Origin of the sequence: Pseudomonas oryzihabitans (assembly GCF_006384975.1) — a bacterium.
Taxonomy (GTDB): Bacteria; Pseudomonadota; Gammaproteobacteria; order Pseudomonadales; family Pseudomonadaceae; genus Chryseomonas; species Chryseomonas psychrotolerans_B.
Genome location: NZ_CP021645.1, coordinates 5,329,429 through 5,346,276 on the forward strand (window position 1 = coordinate 5,329,429; position 16,848 = coordinate 5,346,276).

Below are 16,848 nucleotides of genomic sequence, written 5' to 3' on the forward strand. Positions count from 1 at the left end.
GATGAGCAACGTAACCACCATCGGCCCGCGCAAGGCCATGACACCCGCAGAGCGGGAGTTCCTGAAGAAAGCGAACCGCCACCTACTGGACCAGAAGGACGGGCGTATCGGCGCCGCGTCGTTCATGGACCTGGTGGCCGACTGGCTGGGCTCCAAGGCCGACATGCGATTCCAGGCCTATGCCGAAGCCTGGATCAAGCAGGGGGGCGCCAAGAACAAGATCGCCGAAACCATGCTCAGGGAGCTATTCGGCCTGGACGACAACGAACCGGAACCGAGGAAGCGCGCATGATGACCCGTAAGCCCCTGGGCAGACCGCTGGGTGATACCGAGTACCTGCTTGAGCAGTGGGGCTGGTGGAGAATGGACGGCAAGGGCGTGCCAACCTGCATATCGCCGGCATACGCGATGATCCGTGACAACGTAGGGGTGCCGAAGACGGTGACCTATCGCATCACGGACGACGTCGCGGTGCTGGTGGATCATGCTGTGGCCAGGCTGACGGCCCGCAACCAGCTTATGGGCGACCTCATCTGGCTGTACTACGGCGAGAAGTGGCCGGCGCTCAAGATCGGGCGCCGGAACAACATTGGCGAGGCCAAGGCCAGGGAGCTGATTAAGACCGGCGTAGGCTGGATCGACGCCAAGTTGGAGAATCTGGTGCAGGCTGCATAAAACACTTTTCCACGCGGAAAGAGTGTGTTTTTATGGCAGCGTGTTCCAGTTAACAGTGAGCACGAAGCATCCCGAAGCCCTGGCCTTGTGCCGGGGCTTTTCGTTCTGACCGAGGTCAATCATGCGCATCGTCAATCGTGAAGCCTTCCTGGCTATGCCGGCTGGTACGGTGTTCTGCAAGTACGAGCCTTGTGTCTTCGGCAACCTGGAGATCAAGGGCGAAAGCACTGTGAATGCTCAGGGCGAGCACATCGACTACTGGTCGCAGGATCTTGCTGGTGCACTCAAGGCCGAAAACTCTGGAGATTACTTCGAAGCAATTGAGGCTGCAGAAGCCGGCCAGAGCGTGGCTATGGACTTTGATTGCCAGTCTCGCGATGGGCTATATGAGCAAGACCAACTGTTCGCCGTCTGGGAGCCGCATGATGTCCTTGGTCTGATCCGAAGATTGCATCAAGCAAACCTAGGAGCTTAGCTATTGCGCTAGGCTTTTTCGTTTCAGGGGAATGCGCAGTGGTGATGCGCTAATCAGGTGAGCGAGAGCCACGCCGGTCCGTGAAGTGGCACACCGTGCCGGTCACTTCTGCTGCGGTTAGGTAGCCGAGAATTTCGGCTAGCTGGTCTAGTGGGTAGCGCGAAAGCGAGTAATTAAAACGAGGCGTCGGTACACGCCTATCGCCACTAAGCCGGATAATCCACCGCCGGCCCCCTGATCCAATCCCGCAAGGGTAAGTCCTGGTCCGCCAGGCCGCGAAGCAAGAAAGCCTAGCGAGATGCGTGAGCCCTGTATTGGCAGCATCTAGGCAATGTCGAGTGCTGAAACAGTTCCCCGGCCGGTCGGGCGTCTTGATGAACCGGATAAATTCTCAAGGCTCGCTTCGGCGGGCCTTTCGCATTTCTGGAGTATCGAAATGGAGCCAGCGGCACTAGCGACGAGCGGGCTTGGCGTGGTCGGGCTTGCCGCTGGTGCGTTCATGTCCATCCTGCTGTGCTTCAACAAATGGCTGGAGATGCGCAGGGCCGACCAAACCCAGGTTGGCATCCTCGAGACCGACCGCAAGTTCCAGCAGGAGCGCGCTGAGAAGGCTGAGGCAAAGGCTGAAGAAGCCTGGAAGGTGGTCACTCAGATGCGGGATGAGCTGATCGCAGTGAAGATCCAGAACGCCACTCTTATGGCCCAGTCGGCGGCCCTCGCCGAAGAAGTGCGCCACCTGCGCGAAGAGAACCACAGCCTTAGCGCCAAGCTTGAAGAGATGGCCGGGAGACTCAGATGACGACTCGTGAGCGAGTGCGGACCGCATGGGACCGTTCTGGCGTGGCGGTTTATGCGACCCTGGCCGTGCTGCTGGCCGGCGCCTGTGGGTTCTCGGGCGGCATGTGGTCGGCGAAGAGCGACATCCTTCAGTTGGTCGCTGCACACCGTGTCGAAAGCGACGTTGACGACCAGGCTTGCCGAGCGGACATCAGCTACATGCGCGGGCTGCTCGACGAGTCGAAGCAGATCATCGCCAGGCAGTCGGACCAGTTGGCCGCCGCCCGTAGTGACACCAGTAAGATAGCCATCAAGGCCAGCGATACCGCCGCCAAGGCGGCCGAGATGGCGGGCCAGGCGCAGGACCAGGTGAAGCCATGAATCAGCAGCAGATCAAGCAGGCCCAGGTGCTGTTCTACGAGCGCGACCGTTTGCAGAAGCTGCGCGACGATGCAGAGAGCAAGGGCGGGCTCAAGGTCGCGGTCCTCGGGACCTACCAGGACGAAGAGGTGGAGGAGGCCGCTCGCGCCCCTGTTCTCAAGCTGATCGGTGACCGGCTTCGTCGCATCGAGGGCGACCTCAAGCAACTGGGATGGGATGGCAAATGACCGCTGAAGGGTTATCCGTGAGCAACGAACAGACTATCGAGCAGCTGGGTGACCAGATCGAACGCCTGCTTAACCTAGCTGCGGCCCTTGAAATGCCACTACCTGATCATCTTCATGTCGATCAGCTTAGGAAATCGCTACCAGAAATCACCGCTGACCTCCGAAAGGTATATGCGGATCTGGCAGGAGAAGATCCTTGGGGTGACGCATGATCGGCTACACGACCAAGGCCCAGGCCATCGCCGCTGGCTGTACCCATTACGGCAGCTACTACGGCATCCCCCTATGGATGGGTGACGTCGATAGCGACTGCCCACTGGTGTTCGCCAAGTGGGCGCCGCTGGATTGGCTGATGATGGGGTTCACCTACATCGAGTGCCTTGTGTGGCCTCTGGTACATGGCCCGGACGTGCCGCCTGGCTTCTTGTTCAAGGTGAAAGGGAAGATCACGCCATGACTGCCGAGCAATTCGCTTACTGGCTCCAGGGCTTCGTGGAGCTGAACCCTTCGATGGCTCAGCCATCGCCCGAGCAGTGGAAGGCCATCGGTGAGCACCTGCAGACGGTGTTCAAGAAGGTGACGCCACCAGTGCAAGCGCCGCGCTGCCCGAATGTCGCCTCGCCTGCCTTGCCAACCTATCCGCCGCTCCCGCAGATGCCTCGCCTTGGCGATATGGCATGGCCTGGTGGTATCGCCCCTGTGGTCACCTGCTGAAGCGTGACATGTCACGAACCCTATTCGAGTGGATGCCATGACTGAGCACCAGGAGCTGATGGCAGCGCTGGCACGCCAGACCCAGGCGATGCTGGAGCTGGCCGAGAGCAACAGGCTGTTGGCCGAGAGCAATCGCGAGATGGTGGACTACCTGGCCGACCAGCATGGCGAGGAAGCTGGTGACGAGGTGCCGCGCCGTGACCTGGCAGGCAGGCCGCTCTGATGGGCAAGCTGACTACGCTCAAGCCAAGGCTCGGCACCCAGAGCGCCAGGGTGGCAGTCATGCAGCCTGGATCGTGGCGTACCGACAAGCAGACGTCTGCTCAGCGCGGCTACGGCTACAAGTGGCAGAAGGCTCGGGAGCGACACCTGGCTGGCCATCCGCTGTGCGTGTACTGCCAGCGCCAGGGGCTGGTTACGGCAGCGACCGTCGTCGACCACGTCGTCCCGCACCGAGGCGACATGGCCCTGTTCTGGGATAGCTCGAATTGGCAGAGCCTGTGCGCCAGCTGCCACAGCTCGGTCAAGCAGGCCGAAGAGCAGGCCAGCATGTAGCACGTCACTGCCGCCATTCCTTGCCCAGGGGGCGGTCAAAATATTGGGAAGGCCGCGGCTCTAGACCGCGCCCCTCGCACGCACAGATTTTTTTCCTCCCACAGGTTTCTGTTAAATGGCCCTCACCCCCAAGAAGCGCGCCTTCATCGACGCGGTCAGGGGAGGTGCGTCCAATAAGGATGCGGCAATCGCCGCTGGGTACTCCGCGAAAACCGCGTCGGCAGCGGGTTCGCGCCTGGCTGCTGATGACGACGTGAAGCTGGAGCTGCACAAGCTCAACGCCCTGTTCCCAAATGGCGGCGGTGTTAAAACGGATGTTAAAGCCGGTGTTAAAGCCGAGCGCCCCAAGCGCGCACCAAAGGCGGCGGCCGAGCCCGCCCAGCAGCCTGAAGACAACGCCGAAGACGAGCAGGGCGATGAGGATGAGCCGGCCGGCTTCGACCTGGCCAAGGCGCTGACCCATTCCGACCCCAAGGACTTCCTGCTGGCGGTAATGAACGACGTCGGAACTGAGCCGAAGCTTAGGGTCGACGCGGCGAAGGCGCTCATGCCCTTCATCCACCAACGTCGCGGCGAGGGCGGCAAAAAGGAGCAGGCGAAGGAGAAGGCCGGCCAGGTCGCGGGTGGCAAGTTCGGCCCGCGCCAGCCGCCGCATCTAAAGGCGGTGCCAGGCGGTAGGCCGTGAAGTGGTCGACCTCGTGCCCAGACTGGGAGCGCCGGATCGTCGCTCGCGAGTCGCTCATCCCGCAGGGTCCTCTCTTCCCTGACCAGGCCGCCGAGGCGCTGGAGGTGTTCGGCCAGCTGCGCATGGTGGATGCCACCGGCAGCCCGCTGATGTGCGAGACCGTCCGCCCCTGGGTGAACGAGTTCGTTGCCGCGATCTTTGGTGCCTACGATGCCGAGACCGGGCGCCGGATGATCACCGAGTTTCTCCTGCTGATCAGCAAGAAGAACGGCAAGTCGACCATCGCCGCGGGGATCATGCTGACGGCACTGATCCTCAACTGGCGGCCCTCCGGCGAGTTCGTGATCATCGCGCCGACGAAGGAGATCGCCGACAACAGCTACATCCCGATCCGGGACATGGTCAACGCCGACGACGAGCTGAAAGAGCTCCTGCAGGTGCAGAACCACATCCGGACCGTGACTCACCGCGTTACTGGCGCCACGCTCAAGGTGGTGGCGGCCGACAGCGAGACGGTGTCTGGCAAGAAAGCTATCGGCGTCTTCATCGACGAGCTCTGGGTGTTCGGTAAGCGCAACAACGCCGAGGCGATGCTGCGGGAGGCCACCGGCGGCCTGGCGTCGCGTCCCGAGGGCTTCATCATCTGGGCTACCACCCAATCGGACGACCCGCCGGCCGGCGTCTTCCGGCAGAAGCTGCTGTATGCCCGCCAGGTGCGGGACGGCTTGATCGACGACCCGTCGTTCCTGCCAGTGCTCTACGAATTTCCCAAGGCCATGCTCGATGCCGGCGCCCATCGGGACGCTGCGAACGCCTACGTGACCAATCCCAACCTGGGGCTGTCGGTCGATGAGGCCTTCATCGAGCGCGGCTATGCCCAGGCACAAGTGGACGGCGAAGAGTCGTTCCGCGGCTTCCTGGCCAAGCACCTGAACGTCGAGATCGGCCTGGCGCTGCGCTCGGATCGCTGGGCTGGCGCTGAGTTCTGGGAGCAGCAGGCGGTTGTGCACTGCCAGTCTCTGGACGACGTGATCGAGCGTTCTGAGGTCATCTGCGCCGGCATCGACGGCGGCGGCCTCGACGACCTACTGGGCGCCGCCTTCATCGGCCGCGAGCGCGGCACGCGCCTCTGGCTCACCTGGACCCATGCCTGGGCCCATCCCTCCGTACTGGAGCGGCGAAAATCCGAGGCGCCGCGCTTCCGCGACTTCGCCAACGACGGCCACCTCACCCTGGTGGAGACCATCGGGGATGACGTCGAGGAGCTGGCGGACATGGTCGCCCAAGTCGAGCGCGCCGGGCTGCTGGACAAGGCCGGCGTCGACCCAGCGGGTATCGACGCGATTCTCGACGCCCTGGCCGCCGCGGGCGTGCCGGCGGACAAGATCATCGGCATCTCGCAGGGCTGGCGCCTGGGCGGAGCCATCAAGTCCACCGAGCGCCGCCTGGCCGAGGGGACGATGGTGCATGGCGGCCAGCCGATGATGGCCTGGTGCTGCGGTAACGCCCGGGTCGAGCCCCGGGGCAACTCGATCCTGATCACGAAACAGGCCAGCGGCTCGGCCAAGATCGACCCGCTCATGGCGGTCTTCAACGCTGTATCGCTGATGTCGCTCAACCCCGAGGCCAAGGGCGGGATGGATGACTACCTGAACAACGGCTTCTTCGGACTCGTAGGCTGACTATGGCATTTCGTTGGTACAACCCGCTCAGCTGGCGGTTCTTCGGCTACACCGATCCTGCGACCGGCGACTATGTCGAGGTCGATATGGAGGTAGGCGGCCGGCGCACCCAGTCCGGCGTGCGCGTCACGGCGAAGACCGCGCTGTCGGTGGGCATCGTCTGGTCGTGCGTGAAGATCCTCAGCGAGTCCGCCGGCGGCCTGCCGCTCAAGCTCTACGAGGACGGCGGCGAGCGCCGGAAGCTGGTGACCGGAAGGGATCGGGCGCTGCGCCTGCTGCGCAAGCCAAACCCCTACATGACCCGGCTAAATTTCCTGAAGTCGGTGGTGGCCAACATGGCGCTGCGCGGCAACGGCTTTGCCGTCATCGAGCGAAGCGAATCGACCGGCGAGCCCATCGGGCTCATCCCCTTCAACCGGGACCAGGTAGAGATCAACACCGATGCCGAGCTGATCTACTGGGTAACGGCCGGCGGAGAACGCTTCCCGGTATCCCCGGAGAACATGCTGCACTTCAAGCTCTTCAGCCTGGACGGAATCACCGGGCTTTCGCCAGTCGAGCACCAGGCCGAGACGATGGGCCTGGCCAAGGCCGCGCAGGACTGGTCGGCGCGCTTCATGCGAAAGGGCGGCTTCACCGGCGGCTATGTCATCTACGAGCAGTTCCTGACCAAGGAGCAGCAGGCGCAGGTGATGGAGAAATTCCCCGACGTGCGCAAGGGCGACGTCGAGGACATCGGCAAGATGGCAATCCTCCAGGGTAATCCCAAGATCATCCCCGCCGGTCTGTCGCAAAAGGACAGTCAGTTCATCGAATCGCAGCAGTTCCAGGAGGAGGCGCTGGCCGGCATCTGGGGCGTCCCGCTGCCGCTGGCAAACCGGGCCAGCAAGACCTCGATCATGGGATCGAACCTTGAGCAGCAGCTGAGCTTCTTCGTCACCTTCGGGCTGATGCCCTACCTCCACGCCATCGAAGACGAGTTCAACGACAAGCTGTTCGGCGATTCGACGCGCTTCGTCGAGTTCGTGGTGGAGGGTCTGCTGCGCGCCGACAGTACGGCGCGTGCCAGCTACTACCAGGCCGCGCTCGGCGGCTCCGGCGGCTCCGGGTGGATGACCACCAACGAGGTCCGCGAGAAAGAAAACCTCACGCCCCTTGAGGGCGAGCAATACAACCGGGTGACCCGGTGGGAGATGCAGACCAATGCTCAGCAAAGTTGAGTGCCCCTTCGAGCTGAAGGAGGTCACCGATGCCGGCTATTTCGAAGGCTACGCCTCGGTCTACAACAACGTGGACCTGGGCGACGACGTCATTGTCCCGGGCGCCTTCGTCAAGGTGAAGACCACCCGGGCCGGAAAGCTCAAGCTGGCGCTGTTCCATGACCTCACCCGCCTGATAGGCGCCGGCGACTTCGAGTCGGACGACCATGGCTTGTTTATCAAGGGCCAGATCAACCCCCGCGTCAGCTACGCCCGCGACGCCCTGGAGCTGATGAAAGACGGCACGCTCGACAGCATGTCCATCGGCTTCAACACCCTGCAGGACAACATCGAGGAGCGCGCCGGGCGCCGCGTGCGGATCATCAAGCAGGCTGAACTCTGGGAGGCCTCGGTGGTGCCGTTCGGCATGAACCCGGCCGCCCAGATTACCAGCGTGAAATCAGACATCAGGCTTTTCGAGAGCGCCCTGCGCGAACGCATGGGGCTCTCGCAGAAGGAAGCGGCGGCAGTCGCTTCGCTCGGCTATCCCGCGCTCCACCGTGACGGTGGCAGCGAGGCCACGGCGATCGTGGATGAGCTGAAAGACATTTCCCATCTGTTCACCCACCATTTCGGAGTATCGCCATGAGCGAAGTGAAAGAACTGCGTGAGTCCCTGGACAAGCAACTGTCGGAAGGCTTCCAGGGCCTGCAGAAGAAGTACGACACCGTCATCCAGAACCAGGAGAAGGGCGAGACCGTCTCCAACGAGATGAAGCGTCAGATCGAGAACCAGAAGGGCGAGATCGAGCGCGTCATCGAGCAGGTCCAGAAGCTCGAGGAAAAGGGCGTGCGCCTGCGCGCTGGCGCCGGCGAGCAGAAGTCCTTTATCGACATGGTCAAGGGCAACGACGCCTACAAGGCGTTGACCACCAAGCAGCAGAACTCCGCCGAGCTGGAGATCACCAAGGGCGACATGGCTGCCATGTCCGAGACCAAGGTGACCAGCGCCGGTCTGGTAGCTCCGGAATACGATCCGGTCATCCAGGAAGCGCCGCGCAAGAGCCTGGTGATCCGCGACCTGATCCCCACCACTCCCGCGAGCGGTCCGTCCTATAGCTACTATGTCGAGAAGGTTCACACTCTCGGCGCGGGTATGGTGGCCGAGGGCGGCCTGAAGCCGTCCAGCGATGTCACCTTCGAGCTGAAAAACGATCTCGTCCGCAAGATCGCGGTGTGGATGCCGGTCACCGACGAAGCCCTGGACGACGTACCGCAGCTCTACAGCTACATCCAGGAGCTGCTGCGCTACGACCTGAAGCTGAAGGAAGAAGGCCAGATCCTGAAAGGCGATGGCACCGGCCAGAACCTGAACGGCCTCATGACCCAGGCCACCGCCTTCAATACCGCCCTGACCAAGAATGGTGACACCGCCATCGACACCGTTCGCCGGGCGATCTACCAGGTGCGCAAGCAGTCCCAGCGGCCGGCCGATGCCATCGTCATGTCCGATCTGGACTGGATGAACATCGAGCTGCAGAAGGACGGCCAGAACCGCTACCTGTTCGCCAACCTTCAGGGCCTGGCGACGCCCATCCTGTGGGGCCGTCCGGTGGTGGTATCCGACAGCATGGACGAAGGCTCCCCGGCCAGTGGTGGCAACGCCGCTACGGGTGGCGAGTACCTGATCGGCTCCTTCGCCCAGGGCGCGCGGCTGTACGACCGCATGGCCTTCACCGTCAAGGTCGGCATGATCAATGACGACTTCGTGAAGAACCAGCGCGTGATCCTGGTTGAAGAGCGCCTCGGCCTGGCCGTGCGTCGTCCCTTCGCCTTCGTGAAGGGCCGCTTCGCCGCGGTGTCCTGATAGTTGCCAACCATCACAGGGGTCTTCGGGCCCCTTTCTCGCTCGAGGTGACCCATGAACATCCGCACTCTATGGAGCTTCGACGGCGATGCCGAGAAGCTGAAGCACACCAGCGCCCGCATCCCTGCCTTCACCGTCTTCCAGGACGTCGACAAGGACTACGCCCATCAACTGATCGGCAAGGGCCTGGCCGAGGAAGTGAGCGCCGACAGCAAGCAGACGGCGCCCAAGGAGAACAAGCAGGCCAAGCCCAAGGAGAACAAGGGCAAGACCGACAAGCCAGAAGGCGCTGAAGGAGCTGACGATGCTGGTGCCGCCGCCGCCGATGCCGCCGCTGGCCAGGGCGAGGGCGCGTGATGATCGAGCTATCCCGGGTGAAGCTGCACCTGCGCGTCGACCATAGCGACGAGGACAGCCTGATCCAGGGGTATCTCGCCGCCGCCCTGGCGCATGTCGAGCAGCATTGCGACCGGACCCTGGTGGAGGCCAATCCCACCGGGCCGGAGCAGATGCTGCTCACCAAGGACGTCGAGCAGGCCATTCTGCTGCTGGTAGGTCACTGGTACGCCAACCGCGAGGCGGTGGTGGTGGGCAATGCCCCAAGCGCCGTGCCGCTGGCTGTAGATCGACTGCTCTGGTACCGCAAGCGCTTCTAACACCCACTGAAGGATGAGCAGCATCCCCTGGAGCAGTTGTGCAGGCAGGAATCATGCGGCAGCGGGTAACCCTGCAGAAGGTCGCGCGGACCCAAGACCCTGACACCGGTGAAATGGTCGACGGCTGGTCTGATGTTGCCTCGACCTGGGCCTCCGTCGAGCCGGTGAGCGGCCGCGAGTTCATTGCCGGACAGGCCACCCAGAACGAGGTCACGGCCCGGATCGTGATCCGGTACCGCGCTGGGGTGACCGCTGCCATGCGCGCCGTGCACCGCGGCGTGATCTACAACATCGAGGCCGTCCTGCCTGACCCACGGTCCGGGCGGGAATACCTCACCCTGATGGTTTCCGGCGGACTCGACGAGGGCTGACCATGATCACCTTCACCCTGAAAGGCGTGGACGATGCGATCGAGCGCCTGACCCAGCTACCCGACAAGATCCAGAAGCGCTCGGTGCGCCGGGCGGCGCGGGCGGCGATGAAGATCGTGCGTGACGATGCGATCGACCGGGCCAACCAGCAGGACGACCCGGAAACCCCGATGAACATCGCCGACTTCATCGTCACCCGTGAGGGCACGATCAAGGGTCGGCGCGAGGGCGGCATCGTCATGCGGGTCGGCGTCATGGGTGGCGCCCGCTATGACAAGAACTCACCAAACCCGACCTACTGGCGCTTCGTCGAGCTGGGCACCGAGCGATCCCGGGCCAGGCCATTCATGCGGCCGGCGCTGGACAACAATGTGCCTGATGTCATCCAGACCTTCATCGATGTGCTCGACGACGAGCTGAACAAGGAGCTGGTCTGATGTTTCCCCCTCTGTTCAAGGTCGTGGCGGGCTCCGCCGCCGTCAAGGCGCTGTTCGGCGCCGATCCGGTGCGGGTCTATCCCTTCGGAGAGGCTGAGGAGGGCGCCGCGCTCCCCTATGCCGCCTGGCAGGTCATCAGTGGAAGCCCGGAGAACTTCCTGAGCGGAGTTCCTGATGTGGACGGTTTCCGCACCCAGGTGGACGTCTACGCCAAGACCGGAAGCGAGGCCGTGCAGGCGGCAATGGCCCTACGCGACGCGCTGGAGCAGGTGGCCTACGTCGTGGCCTACCACAGCCAGAATCGGGACCCTGACACCCAAAATTACCGCGTCGGCTTCGACGTGGAGTGGACGCTGCTCCGCTGACCCTTCAACTACTCACCCCCGACCCGCTCCGGCGGGTTTTTTCATGCCCGCAGGAGACGCTCCATGTCCATCAAGACCCAAGGAACCCAGGTCTATGTCCTGGTCCCGCCCGCCAGCGGCACCGGTGCCAACACCGTGCTGGAGATCGAAGGCCTGACCGCCTTCAACCCAGGCGGCGCCCCGGCCGACCAAATCGATACCACCACCCTGAAGGACAAGGCTCGCACCTTCATCAAGGGGCTGCGCACCCCTGGCAGTGCCTCCGGTACCGTGCAGGCCGATCCCACCAACGCCAGCCACGTCCGCCTGGCACAGCTTGCCGCTGACGATAGCAACGCCAACCTGAAGTTCGCCGTGGGCTTCTCCGACGGCACCGCGGCGCCGACCGTCGCCAGTGGCGGCAGCGATTTCACCCTGCCCACCAGCCGCACTTGGTTCACCTTCGACGGCTACGTCTCCGACTTCCCGTTCGATTTCGCCACCAACACCGTCGTGAGCACCGCACTGGCCATCCAGCGGTCGGGCCCCGGCGCCTGGACGCCCAAGAGCGGCAGCTAAGGAAAATCCATGAAGCTGAACGACCTGAAAGCCGCCGGCGCCTTTGTCGAAGCGGCGCCGGTGAAGAAGACCATCCAGTGGGACCGTGGGCGGCTCGATTCGAAGAAGAAACCCGTGATCGACGAGTTCACGGTGCTGGTGAAGCGTCAGTCCTTCGGCGTGATCGAGAAACTCTACGCGCCGGCCGAGGGTGAAGACGAAGCCGCCGTGGCCAAGAGGAGCCGCAATGCAAAGCTGATCAGCGAATGCGTGCTGCTGGGCGAGCAGGGCGACGAGCAAATTCCCTACGAGGACGCTCTGAACCTTGAGCCCAACCTGGCCTTCGCGCTGCTCAACGCGGTGCATGAGGTCAACGGCATCGGGAAAGCCTCCGCAAAAAACTGACCCCCGCCGATGAGATGTGGCACGAGCTTGTGCTGCACGGCATCGGCGGGCGCACGATCCTCGAAGCAAAGGCGCGGCTGACCTACGCAGAGGCTATGGACTGGTACGCCTACATCCGCCGGCGCGGCAGCCTGAACCTAGGAAACCGCCTGGAGCACGGCTTCGCCATGCTGGCCACGGTGCTGAGCCGTATCCATGGCGGCGAGGTGGAGATGGAGGCGTTCATGCCATACGAGGCGGCTCTGGCGCGTGAACAAGACGATTGGGCGACCATCTCCGTCGAGCGCGCGCGGGAAATCTGGCATTGACGGGATATCTGCGCTCGCGGCATGATTCTCTTGCCGCTGCAAATTCAGTGGCCTGGGATTGGCCTCCCGGAAACAGTTGGCGGACACGACCGCCTTGAGCGGTTTTTTTGTGTCCACTGCATGGCATGCCCGTTATGGGTGGGCCGTGCGGGCACTCGCAAGAGTGGCCGGTGCCAACGACCGGTAGGCCAACCCGCACGGTTCCGCCCTCCATGTGGCCTTGAGGGGCGGAGTCTCACCTATCGTTGGAGACTCATCATGCAAGCAGCCCAAGTAATCCACTTCAGTTTCGAAAATCGTCCGGTCCGTACCATGCGGATCGCCGGCCAGCCATGGTTCGTCGCCGCCGACGTCTGCGGATCGCTTGGAATTGCGAACGTATCTCTGGCTGTCAATGGTCGTGCAGACAGGGACACTGATGGGTTGGACGATGATGAGAGGGGTATTGCCACTGTCAACACCCCCTCCGGCGATCAGGAAATGCTAATCGTCAACGAGTCCGGCCTTTACTCTCTGATATTCAAGAGCAGGAAAAAGGAAGCCAAGCGTTTCAGGAAATGGGTCACCGCCGAAGTATTGCCGGCAATCCGCCAGCATGGTCGCTACGAAGACGAGCAGGGCAAGATGGAAACCCTCATCGGGCAGACCATTGGTACTGACGGCTTCCATGTGCTGAGCGCTGTTGTCGCAGGGAAGGTCCGATCGCTGCCCAGGGAATTTCAGCGCCGCGCCACCATGAAGATGTGGGCCCAGGTGCATGCGGCGTTCAACGTGCGTAGCGCTGAGGACATTCCGGCGGCGCAGCTGGACAGTGCCCGCAACTTCATCGCCGCCTATGCGCTGGAAGGCGAATGGATCGAAGCCAAGAAGTCTGCCGCCGTGATCGGCCTTAACGACTATGAGGCCCAGGCCGTGCATCTGCTGATCTGCCACTCGAAGCAGCTCGTCAAGATGGTGGACGAGATCTACCGCGCAGGGGGAGCGCTCCGTTCCGATTTACTGATCAGTGTGGCCAGCCATCTTTGGGAGATCCGAGCGTTCCTGGGCATGCTGGATAGACAGAAATCCGCTGAGTTGGCCAAGCTCCATGCGGCTCGGTGCGCTCCTGCCAGGAAGGCCACGGCTTAGCTTGTGAGCAGGTAAGGCGACCAAACCCAGAGCCCAGCCTTGTGCTGGGTTTTGGTGCTGATGTACCTTCAATCCAATAAAACAGGGATGGGAGGTATAAATGCGCGCGCTAATTATTGTTTTGTTTACAGTCCTGATGTCGGGATGTGCTCAAGATGCTCTGAAAAAACAAACTGCATCTGGATATCCAGAAGGAATTTTTAGAAACTCCAATCTATCTGATGTTAGAAGCAAATTGGTCAGTGGCTGTATGGATAAGGGTCTCCAGATAGAAGATGGAGGCTCTGGGCAAATTGTATGCTCAAAGGAAATGGATGGGCTTCAAGGATCTTTGACGCAACTGGCCTTGGCAAACAGCTACAGCACCACTCCGCAGATGAAAGTGAAGTTTGTTTCTGCTCAGGTTGGAGCAGATGTTAGGGTAATTGCTTATCCATGGATTGAAAGCACTATGCCTCTCGGTCAAGTTAGAAAAGCTGAGGCAAAAAGCAATAATGATATAAACGCGATTCAAGGGTTTTTAAACTCCCTTGGAGCAAATTGATATTAAAGCTAGACATAACCCGCTTCGGCGGGTTTTTTTATTGGCTGGAGAAAACATGGCAACCCGCTCCCTTGGCAGTTTGACGCTCGATCTGATCGCAAAGACCGGCGGCTTCGAGCAGGGCATGGACCGTGCCGCGCGCTCCATGCAGCGGTTCGAGGCCGAGACCACCAAGCAGCAGAACGACCTGGAAAAGCTGCTGGGCAAGATTGACCCAGTGGTAGGGCGCCTTGGCGAGCTGGACAAGATGGAGCAGCAGTTGGCGGCCCATCGAAAAGCCAACCGCCTGCCGGCAGACGACTATGCCGAGTACCTGGGCAAGCTCAATGCCATGCGCGACGGGCTGACAAAGGCGACCGGCGCGAACGAAAAGTACGTCATGAGCGCTAGGGCTCAGGCCGCGGCTCTGCGTGGTGTACCGGCGCAATTCACCGACATCGTGGTCAGCCTGCAGGCCGGCCAACAGCCGTTGACCGTGCTTCTCCAGCAGGGCGGCCAGCTCAAGGACATGTTCGGCGGCATCGGCCCGGCGGCTCGCGCGCTGGGCGGCTATGTCGCCGGGATGATCAATCCCTTCACCTTGCTTGCCGCGGCAGCAGCTGCCCTGGCGGTGGCTTACTACGAGGGCTCCAAGGAGCAAGAGGCATTTCGCGTGTCCCTTGTGTCTACGGGCAACCTCGCTGGCAAGAACACTGGCCAGTTGGCGGACCTGGCCAAGGAAGTTAGCGGTGTGACCGGTACCACCGGCGCCGCCGCTGATGCCCTAGCGCAGCTGGTGGCCACGGGCTCGCTCACCAGCGACCAATTCAAGAACATGGCCGTCGCCGCGGTGGCCTGGGAGTCTGCCACCGGCAAAGCTGTCTCCGACACGGTCGCCGAGTTCAAGCGGCTGGCCGACGAGCCGACCAAGGCCTCGGCCGCTCTGAACGAGCAGTACAACTACCTCACCGCCGCGGTCTACGACCAGATCCGCGCGCTTGAGGAGCAGGGCAATAAGACCGCCGCCGCCAACCTGGCAGAATCGGCCTACGCCAGTGCCCTGCAGGAGCGCGCGAAGACCATCAAGGAGAACCTCGGCGGCCTGGAGTCGGCCTGGAAAAGCCTCACCACCGGCGCCAAGGCTGCCTGGGATGCGATGCTCAATATTGGGCGCGAGGACACCCTGGCGCAGCAGATCGAGAAGGTGCAGAAGCAGCTGGATGAGCTGCCGGCGCGCGGCTCGCTGACGGGCCGACAGGCAGCCCGCGAACAGGCCGCGCAGGATCAGCAGCGCGCCGCTCTTGAGCTACAGCTCACCTACCTGAAGCAAAACAGGGACACGAGAGCTGCTATCTCCGCTGCTGAAGGGTTGGCAGCGGAAAACGAACGGGCGGCCATCGCCGCCAGCACCTCCATGCACCAGAAGTATCTGGCGGGCTTGGATAAGGAGGCCCAGAAGAAGAACGCCATCGCCGAGCTGGATCGGGAGCGCGCCGCACGGCTGCGTGTCAGCGGCGCTGATGCGGCTGCCATCCAGCGCGAGTACAACGTAGCCCTGGCCGGCATCGAAGATAAATTCAAGGAGAAAAAGGCTCCGCGGGCCAAGGCCTATACCGACGACGAGGCGACACGCCTTCTGCTGACGCTGAAGCAGCAGGGTGCTGCCCTGGAGGAGCAGCTCAGCACCACCGGCAAGATCGGGCCCAAGCAGCGCGAGCTGCTGGAGTTCGAACAGCGGATCGCCGACCTCAAGGAAAAGAAGACTCTCACGGCGGATCAGCAGAGCCTGCTGGCCTCACAGGACAAGCTGCGCACTGAGTACCAAACCAATGCCGCCTTGGAGAAGCGCATCCAGCTCCAGCAAGAGGATGCGAAGATCGCGGCCTATCGGAACAGCCTGAGCAACCAGCTGCAGTCCGAGCAGGACGGGTACGCTCAGCAGCTGGCCGGTATGGGCTTGAGCGACAAAGAACAACAGCGCATCCGGGAGCGCCTGAGAGCTGAGCAGCAGTATCAGCGGCAACTGAGGGAGCTGACCAGTAAGGCCGAGTTGGGAGAGGGTAATGGCGGCATCGGCCAGCGCCAATACCAGCAGGAGCTGGCCGACCTTCAGGAATATCACCGAAAGTCCTTGGCTTCCTGGGAGGACTTCTACAAGCAGCAGAGTCAGTTCAACGCTGATTGGACTAACGGAGCGAAGAGCGCCTTCGCTGACTACGCTGAGAGCGCCGCGAACGTCGCTGCTCAGACGAAATCGCTGTTTAACGATGCGTTTAGCGGCGCCGAGGATGCTCTGACCAACTTCGTGAAGACCGGGAAACTGGACTTCAAGAGCCTCGCTGACTCGATCATCACCGACCTCATCCGCATCCAGGTCCGCCAGGCGCTGGTGGCTGGCATTTCCTCGTTCACCGGTAGCGCCACCGGCCAATCCTTCATGTCGCTGTTCAGCAAAACCCAGGCAATGGGCGGCGCCTGGGGCAACGGTGTGCAGATGTTCGCCAAAGGCGGTGCCTTCACCAATCAGGTGGTTTCGACGCCCACGGCCTTCGGAATGGCTGGCGGTCGAAGCGGCATCATAGGTGAGGCTGGTCCGGAGGCGGTCATGCCGCTGACAAGGACTTCGGACGGCTCGCTGGGCGTGAAGGCTCTGGCTGGTAGGGGCGTAGGTGGCGCTACCAATATGGCCGCGAACTTCAGTGCTCCCCAGCAGGTATTCCACATCAACGGCGACGTGAGCCCTGAAACGGTCCAGATGATCCAGAGCGCTAGCCAGCAGGCCTACGCCCAGGCAATGAGGGACATCCAGAAGGACATCACGAGGAACGGCCCCCTGACCCGGGGCATGCGCGCGGCCATCGCCGGCCGGTAACCAGCACTTT

27 protein-coding genes are annotated in these 16,848 nt (G+C 62.3%); all 27 read left to right on the forward strand.

Annotated elements, in window-relative coordinates:
* Position 1: 1 nt before the first annotated feature.
* The 27 genes from CCZ28_RS24095 (at position 2) to CCZ28_RS24225 (ending at position 16,838) form a co-directional block, all read left to right on the forward strand.
* Entirely contained in the window at positions 2 to 292 is a 291-nt protein-coding gene (locus CCZ28_RS24095) for a hypothetical protein (protein ID WP_140221227.1), read from the forward strand.
* Positions 289 to 675, forward strand: coding sequence for an antiterminator Q family protein (locus CCZ28_RS24100; RefSeq protein ID WP_205894620.1), 387 nt, complete (start codon positions 289 to 291; stop codon positions 673 to 675). The genes CCZ28_RS24095 and CCZ28_RS24100 overlap by 4 nt, the downstream gene beginning before the upstream one ends.
* Before the next feature lie 121 nt (positions 676 to 796).
* Complete coding sequence (locus CCZ28_RS24105) at positions 797 to 1,150, forward strand: hypothetical protein (protein ID WP_140221228.1); 354 nt, start codon at positions 797 to 799, stop codon at positions 1,148 to 1,150.
* Positions 1,151 to 1,649: 499 nt separating this feature from the next.
* Positions 1,650 to 1,949, forward strand: a complete 300-nt coding sequence (locus CCZ28_RS24110) for a hypothetical protein (RefSeq protein WP_140221229.1) — start codon at positions 1,650 to 1,652, stop codon at positions 1,947 to 1,949.
* Positions 1,946 to 2,308 (forward strand): hypothetical protein, encoded by a 363-nt coding sequence (locus CCZ28_RS24115; RefSeq protein ID WP_140221230.1) that lies wholly within the window; start codon positions 1,946 to 1,948, stop codon positions 2,306 to 2,308. Before CCZ28_RS24110 ends, CCZ28_RS24115 begins: the two co-directional genes overlap by 4 nt.
* Positions 2,305 to 2,535, forward strand: a complete 231-nt coding sequence (locus tag CCZ28_RS24120; RefSeq protein ID WP_140221231.1) for a hypothetical protein — start codon at positions 2,305 to 2,307, stop codon at positions 2,533 to 2,535. Before CCZ28_RS24115 ends, CCZ28_RS24120 begins: the two co-directional genes overlap by 4 nt.
* Before the next feature lie 17 nt (positions 2,536 to 2,552).
* The gene (locus CCZ28_RS24125) at positions 2,553 to 2,747 is read left to right on the forward strand and encodes a hypothetical protein (RefSeq protein ID WP_140221232.1); all 195 of its coding nucleotides are present in this window, start codon (positions 2,553 to 2,555) and stop codon (positions 2,745 to 2,747) included.
* On the forward strand, positions 2,744 to 2,992 hold the full coding sequence (locus CCZ28_RS24130; protein ID WP_140221233.1) for a hypothetical protein: 249 nt from the start codon (positions 2,744 to 2,746) through the stop codon (positions 2,990 to 2,992). Before CCZ28_RS24125 ends, CCZ28_RS24130 begins: the two co-directional genes overlap by 4 nt.
* On the forward strand, positions 2,989 to 3,249 hold the full coding sequence (locus tag CCZ28_RS24135; RefSeq protein WP_140221234.1) for a hypothetical protein: 261 nt from the start codon (positions 2,989 to 2,991) through the stop codon (positions 3,247 to 3,249). The genes CCZ28_RS24130 and CCZ28_RS24135 overlap by 4 nt, the downstream gene beginning before the upstream one ends.
* A gap of 37 nt (positions 3,250 to 3,286) precedes the next feature.
* Positions 3,287 to 3,472, forward strand: coding sequence for a hypothetical protein (locus tag CCZ28_RS24140; protein WP_140221235.1), 186 nt, complete (start codon positions 3,287 to 3,289; stop codon positions 3,470 to 3,472).
* On the forward strand, positions 3,472 to 3,804 hold the full coding sequence (locus CCZ28_RS24145; protein ID WP_140221236.1) for an HNH endonuclease: 333 nt from the start codon (positions 3,472 to 3,474) through the stop codon (positions 3,802 to 3,804). The genes CCZ28_RS24140 and CCZ28_RS24145 overlap by 1 nt, the downstream gene beginning before the upstream one ends.
* Before the next feature lie 115 nt (positions 3,805 to 3,919).
* On the forward strand, positions 3,920 to 4,489 hold the full coding sequence (locus tag CCZ28_RS24150; RefSeq protein WP_140221237.1) for a terminase small subunit: 570 nt from the start codon (positions 3,920 to 3,922) through the stop codon (positions 4,487 to 4,489).
* Positions 4,486 to 6,171 (forward strand): terminase large subunit, encoded by a 1,686-nt coding sequence (locus CCZ28_RS24155; RefSeq protein ID WP_140221238.1) that lies wholly within the window; start codon positions 4,486 to 4,488, stop codon positions 6,169 to 6,171. Before CCZ28_RS24150 ends, CCZ28_RS24155 begins: the two co-directional genes overlap by 4 nt.
* Before the next feature lie 2 nt (positions 6,172 to 6,173).
* Positions 6,174 to 7,391: a phage portal protein gene (locus tag CCZ28_RS24160; RefSeq protein ID WP_140221239.1), complete on the forward strand. Its 1,218-nt coding sequence runs from the start codon at positions 6,174 to 6,176 to the stop codon at positions 7,389 to 7,391.
* Complete coding sequence (locus CCZ28_RS24165; RefSeq protein ID WP_140221240.1) at positions 7,375 to 8,019, forward strand: HK97 family phage prohead protease; 645 nt, start codon at positions 7,375 to 7,377, stop codon at positions 8,017 to 8,019. The genes CCZ28_RS24160 and CCZ28_RS24165 overlap by 17 nt, the downstream gene beginning before the upstream one ends.
* A complete protein-coding gene (locus CCZ28_RS24170; RefSeq protein ID WP_140221241.1) occupies positions 8,016 to 9,236 on the forward strand; it encodes a phage major capsid protein in 1,221 nt (406 codons plus the stop codon). The genes CCZ28_RS24165 and CCZ28_RS24170 overlap by 4 nt, the downstream gene beginning before the upstream one ends.
* 54 nt (positions 9,237 to 9,290) lie before the next feature.
* Complete coding sequence (locus tag CCZ28_RS24175; protein ID WP_240795200.1) at positions 9,291 to 9,593, forward strand: hypothetical protein; 303 nt, start codon at positions 9,291 to 9,293, stop codon at positions 9,591 to 9,593.
* Positions 9,593 to 9,892: a head-tail connector protein gene (locus tag CCZ28_RS24180; RefSeq protein ID WP_140221242.1), complete on the forward strand. Its 300-nt coding sequence runs from the start codon at positions 9,593 to 9,595 to the stop codon at positions 9,890 to 9,892. Before CCZ28_RS24175 ends, CCZ28_RS24180 begins: the two co-directional genes overlap by 1 nt.
* 38 nt (positions 9,893 to 9,930) lie before the next feature.
* A complete protein-coding gene (locus tag CCZ28_RS24185) occupies positions 9,931 to 10,263 on the forward strand; it encodes a phage head closure protein (RefSeq protein WP_140214954.1) in 333 nt (110 codons plus the stop codon).
* Between the two features lie 2 nt (positions 10,264 to 10,265).
* Complete coding sequence (locus tag CCZ28_RS24190; protein WP_140214955.1) at positions 10,266 to 10,700, forward strand: HK97-gp10 family putative phage morphogenesis protein; 435 nt, start codon at positions 10,266 to 10,268, stop codon at positions 10,698 to 10,700.
* On the forward strand, positions 10,700 to 11,065 hold the full coding sequence (locus CCZ28_RS24195) for a DUF3168 domain-containing protein (protein ID WP_140214956.1): 366 nt from the start codon (positions 10,700 to 10,702) through the stop codon (positions 11,063 to 11,065). The genes CCZ28_RS24190 and CCZ28_RS24195 overlap by 1 nt, the downstream gene beginning before the upstream one ends.
* 63 nt (positions 11,066 to 11,128) lie before the next feature.
* Complete coding sequence (locus CCZ28_RS24200) at positions 11,129 to 11,623, forward strand: phage tail tube protein (protein WP_140221243.1); 495 nt, start codon at positions 11,129 to 11,131, stop codon at positions 11,621 to 11,623.
* Between the two features lie 9 nt (positions 11,624 to 11,632).
* Positions 11,633 to 12,007 (forward strand): phage tail assembly chaperone family protein, TAC, encoded by a 375-nt coding sequence (locus CCZ28_RS24205; protein WP_140214957.1) that lies wholly within the window; start codon positions 11,633 to 11,635, stop codon positions 12,005 to 12,007.
* Between the two features lie 29 nt (positions 12,008 to 12,036).
* On the forward strand, positions 12,037 to 12,315 hold the full coding sequence (locus CCZ28_RS24210; RefSeq protein WP_346764005.1) for a phage tail assembly protein T: 279 nt from the start codon (positions 12,037 to 12,039) through the stop codon (positions 12,313 to 12,315).
* Positions 12,316 to 12,573: 258 nt separating this feature from the next.
* Positions 12,574 to 13,443 carry a BRO-N domain-containing protein gene (locus CCZ28_RS24215; RefSeq protein WP_140221244.1) on the forward strand — a complete coding sequence of 290 codons (870 nt, stop codon included), beginning with the start codon at positions 12,574 to 12,576 and terminating at the stop codon, positions 13,441 to 13,443.
* Positions 13,444 to 13,543: 100 nt separating this feature from the next.
* The gene (locus CCZ28_RS24220) at positions 13,544 to 13,987 is read left to right on the forward strand and encodes a hypothetical protein (protein WP_140221245.1); all 444 of its coding nucleotides are present in this window, start codon (positions 13,544 to 13,546) and stop codon (positions 13,985 to 13,987) included.
* A 55-nt stretch (positions 13,988 to 14,042) separates the two neighbouring features.
* Complete coding sequence (locus tag CCZ28_RS24225; RefSeq protein WP_140214959.1) at positions 14,043 to 16,838, forward strand: phage tail tape measure protein; 2,796 nt, start codon at positions 14,043 to 14,045, stop codon at positions 16,836 to 16,838.
* Positions 16,839 to 16,848 lie beyond the last annotated feature (10 nt).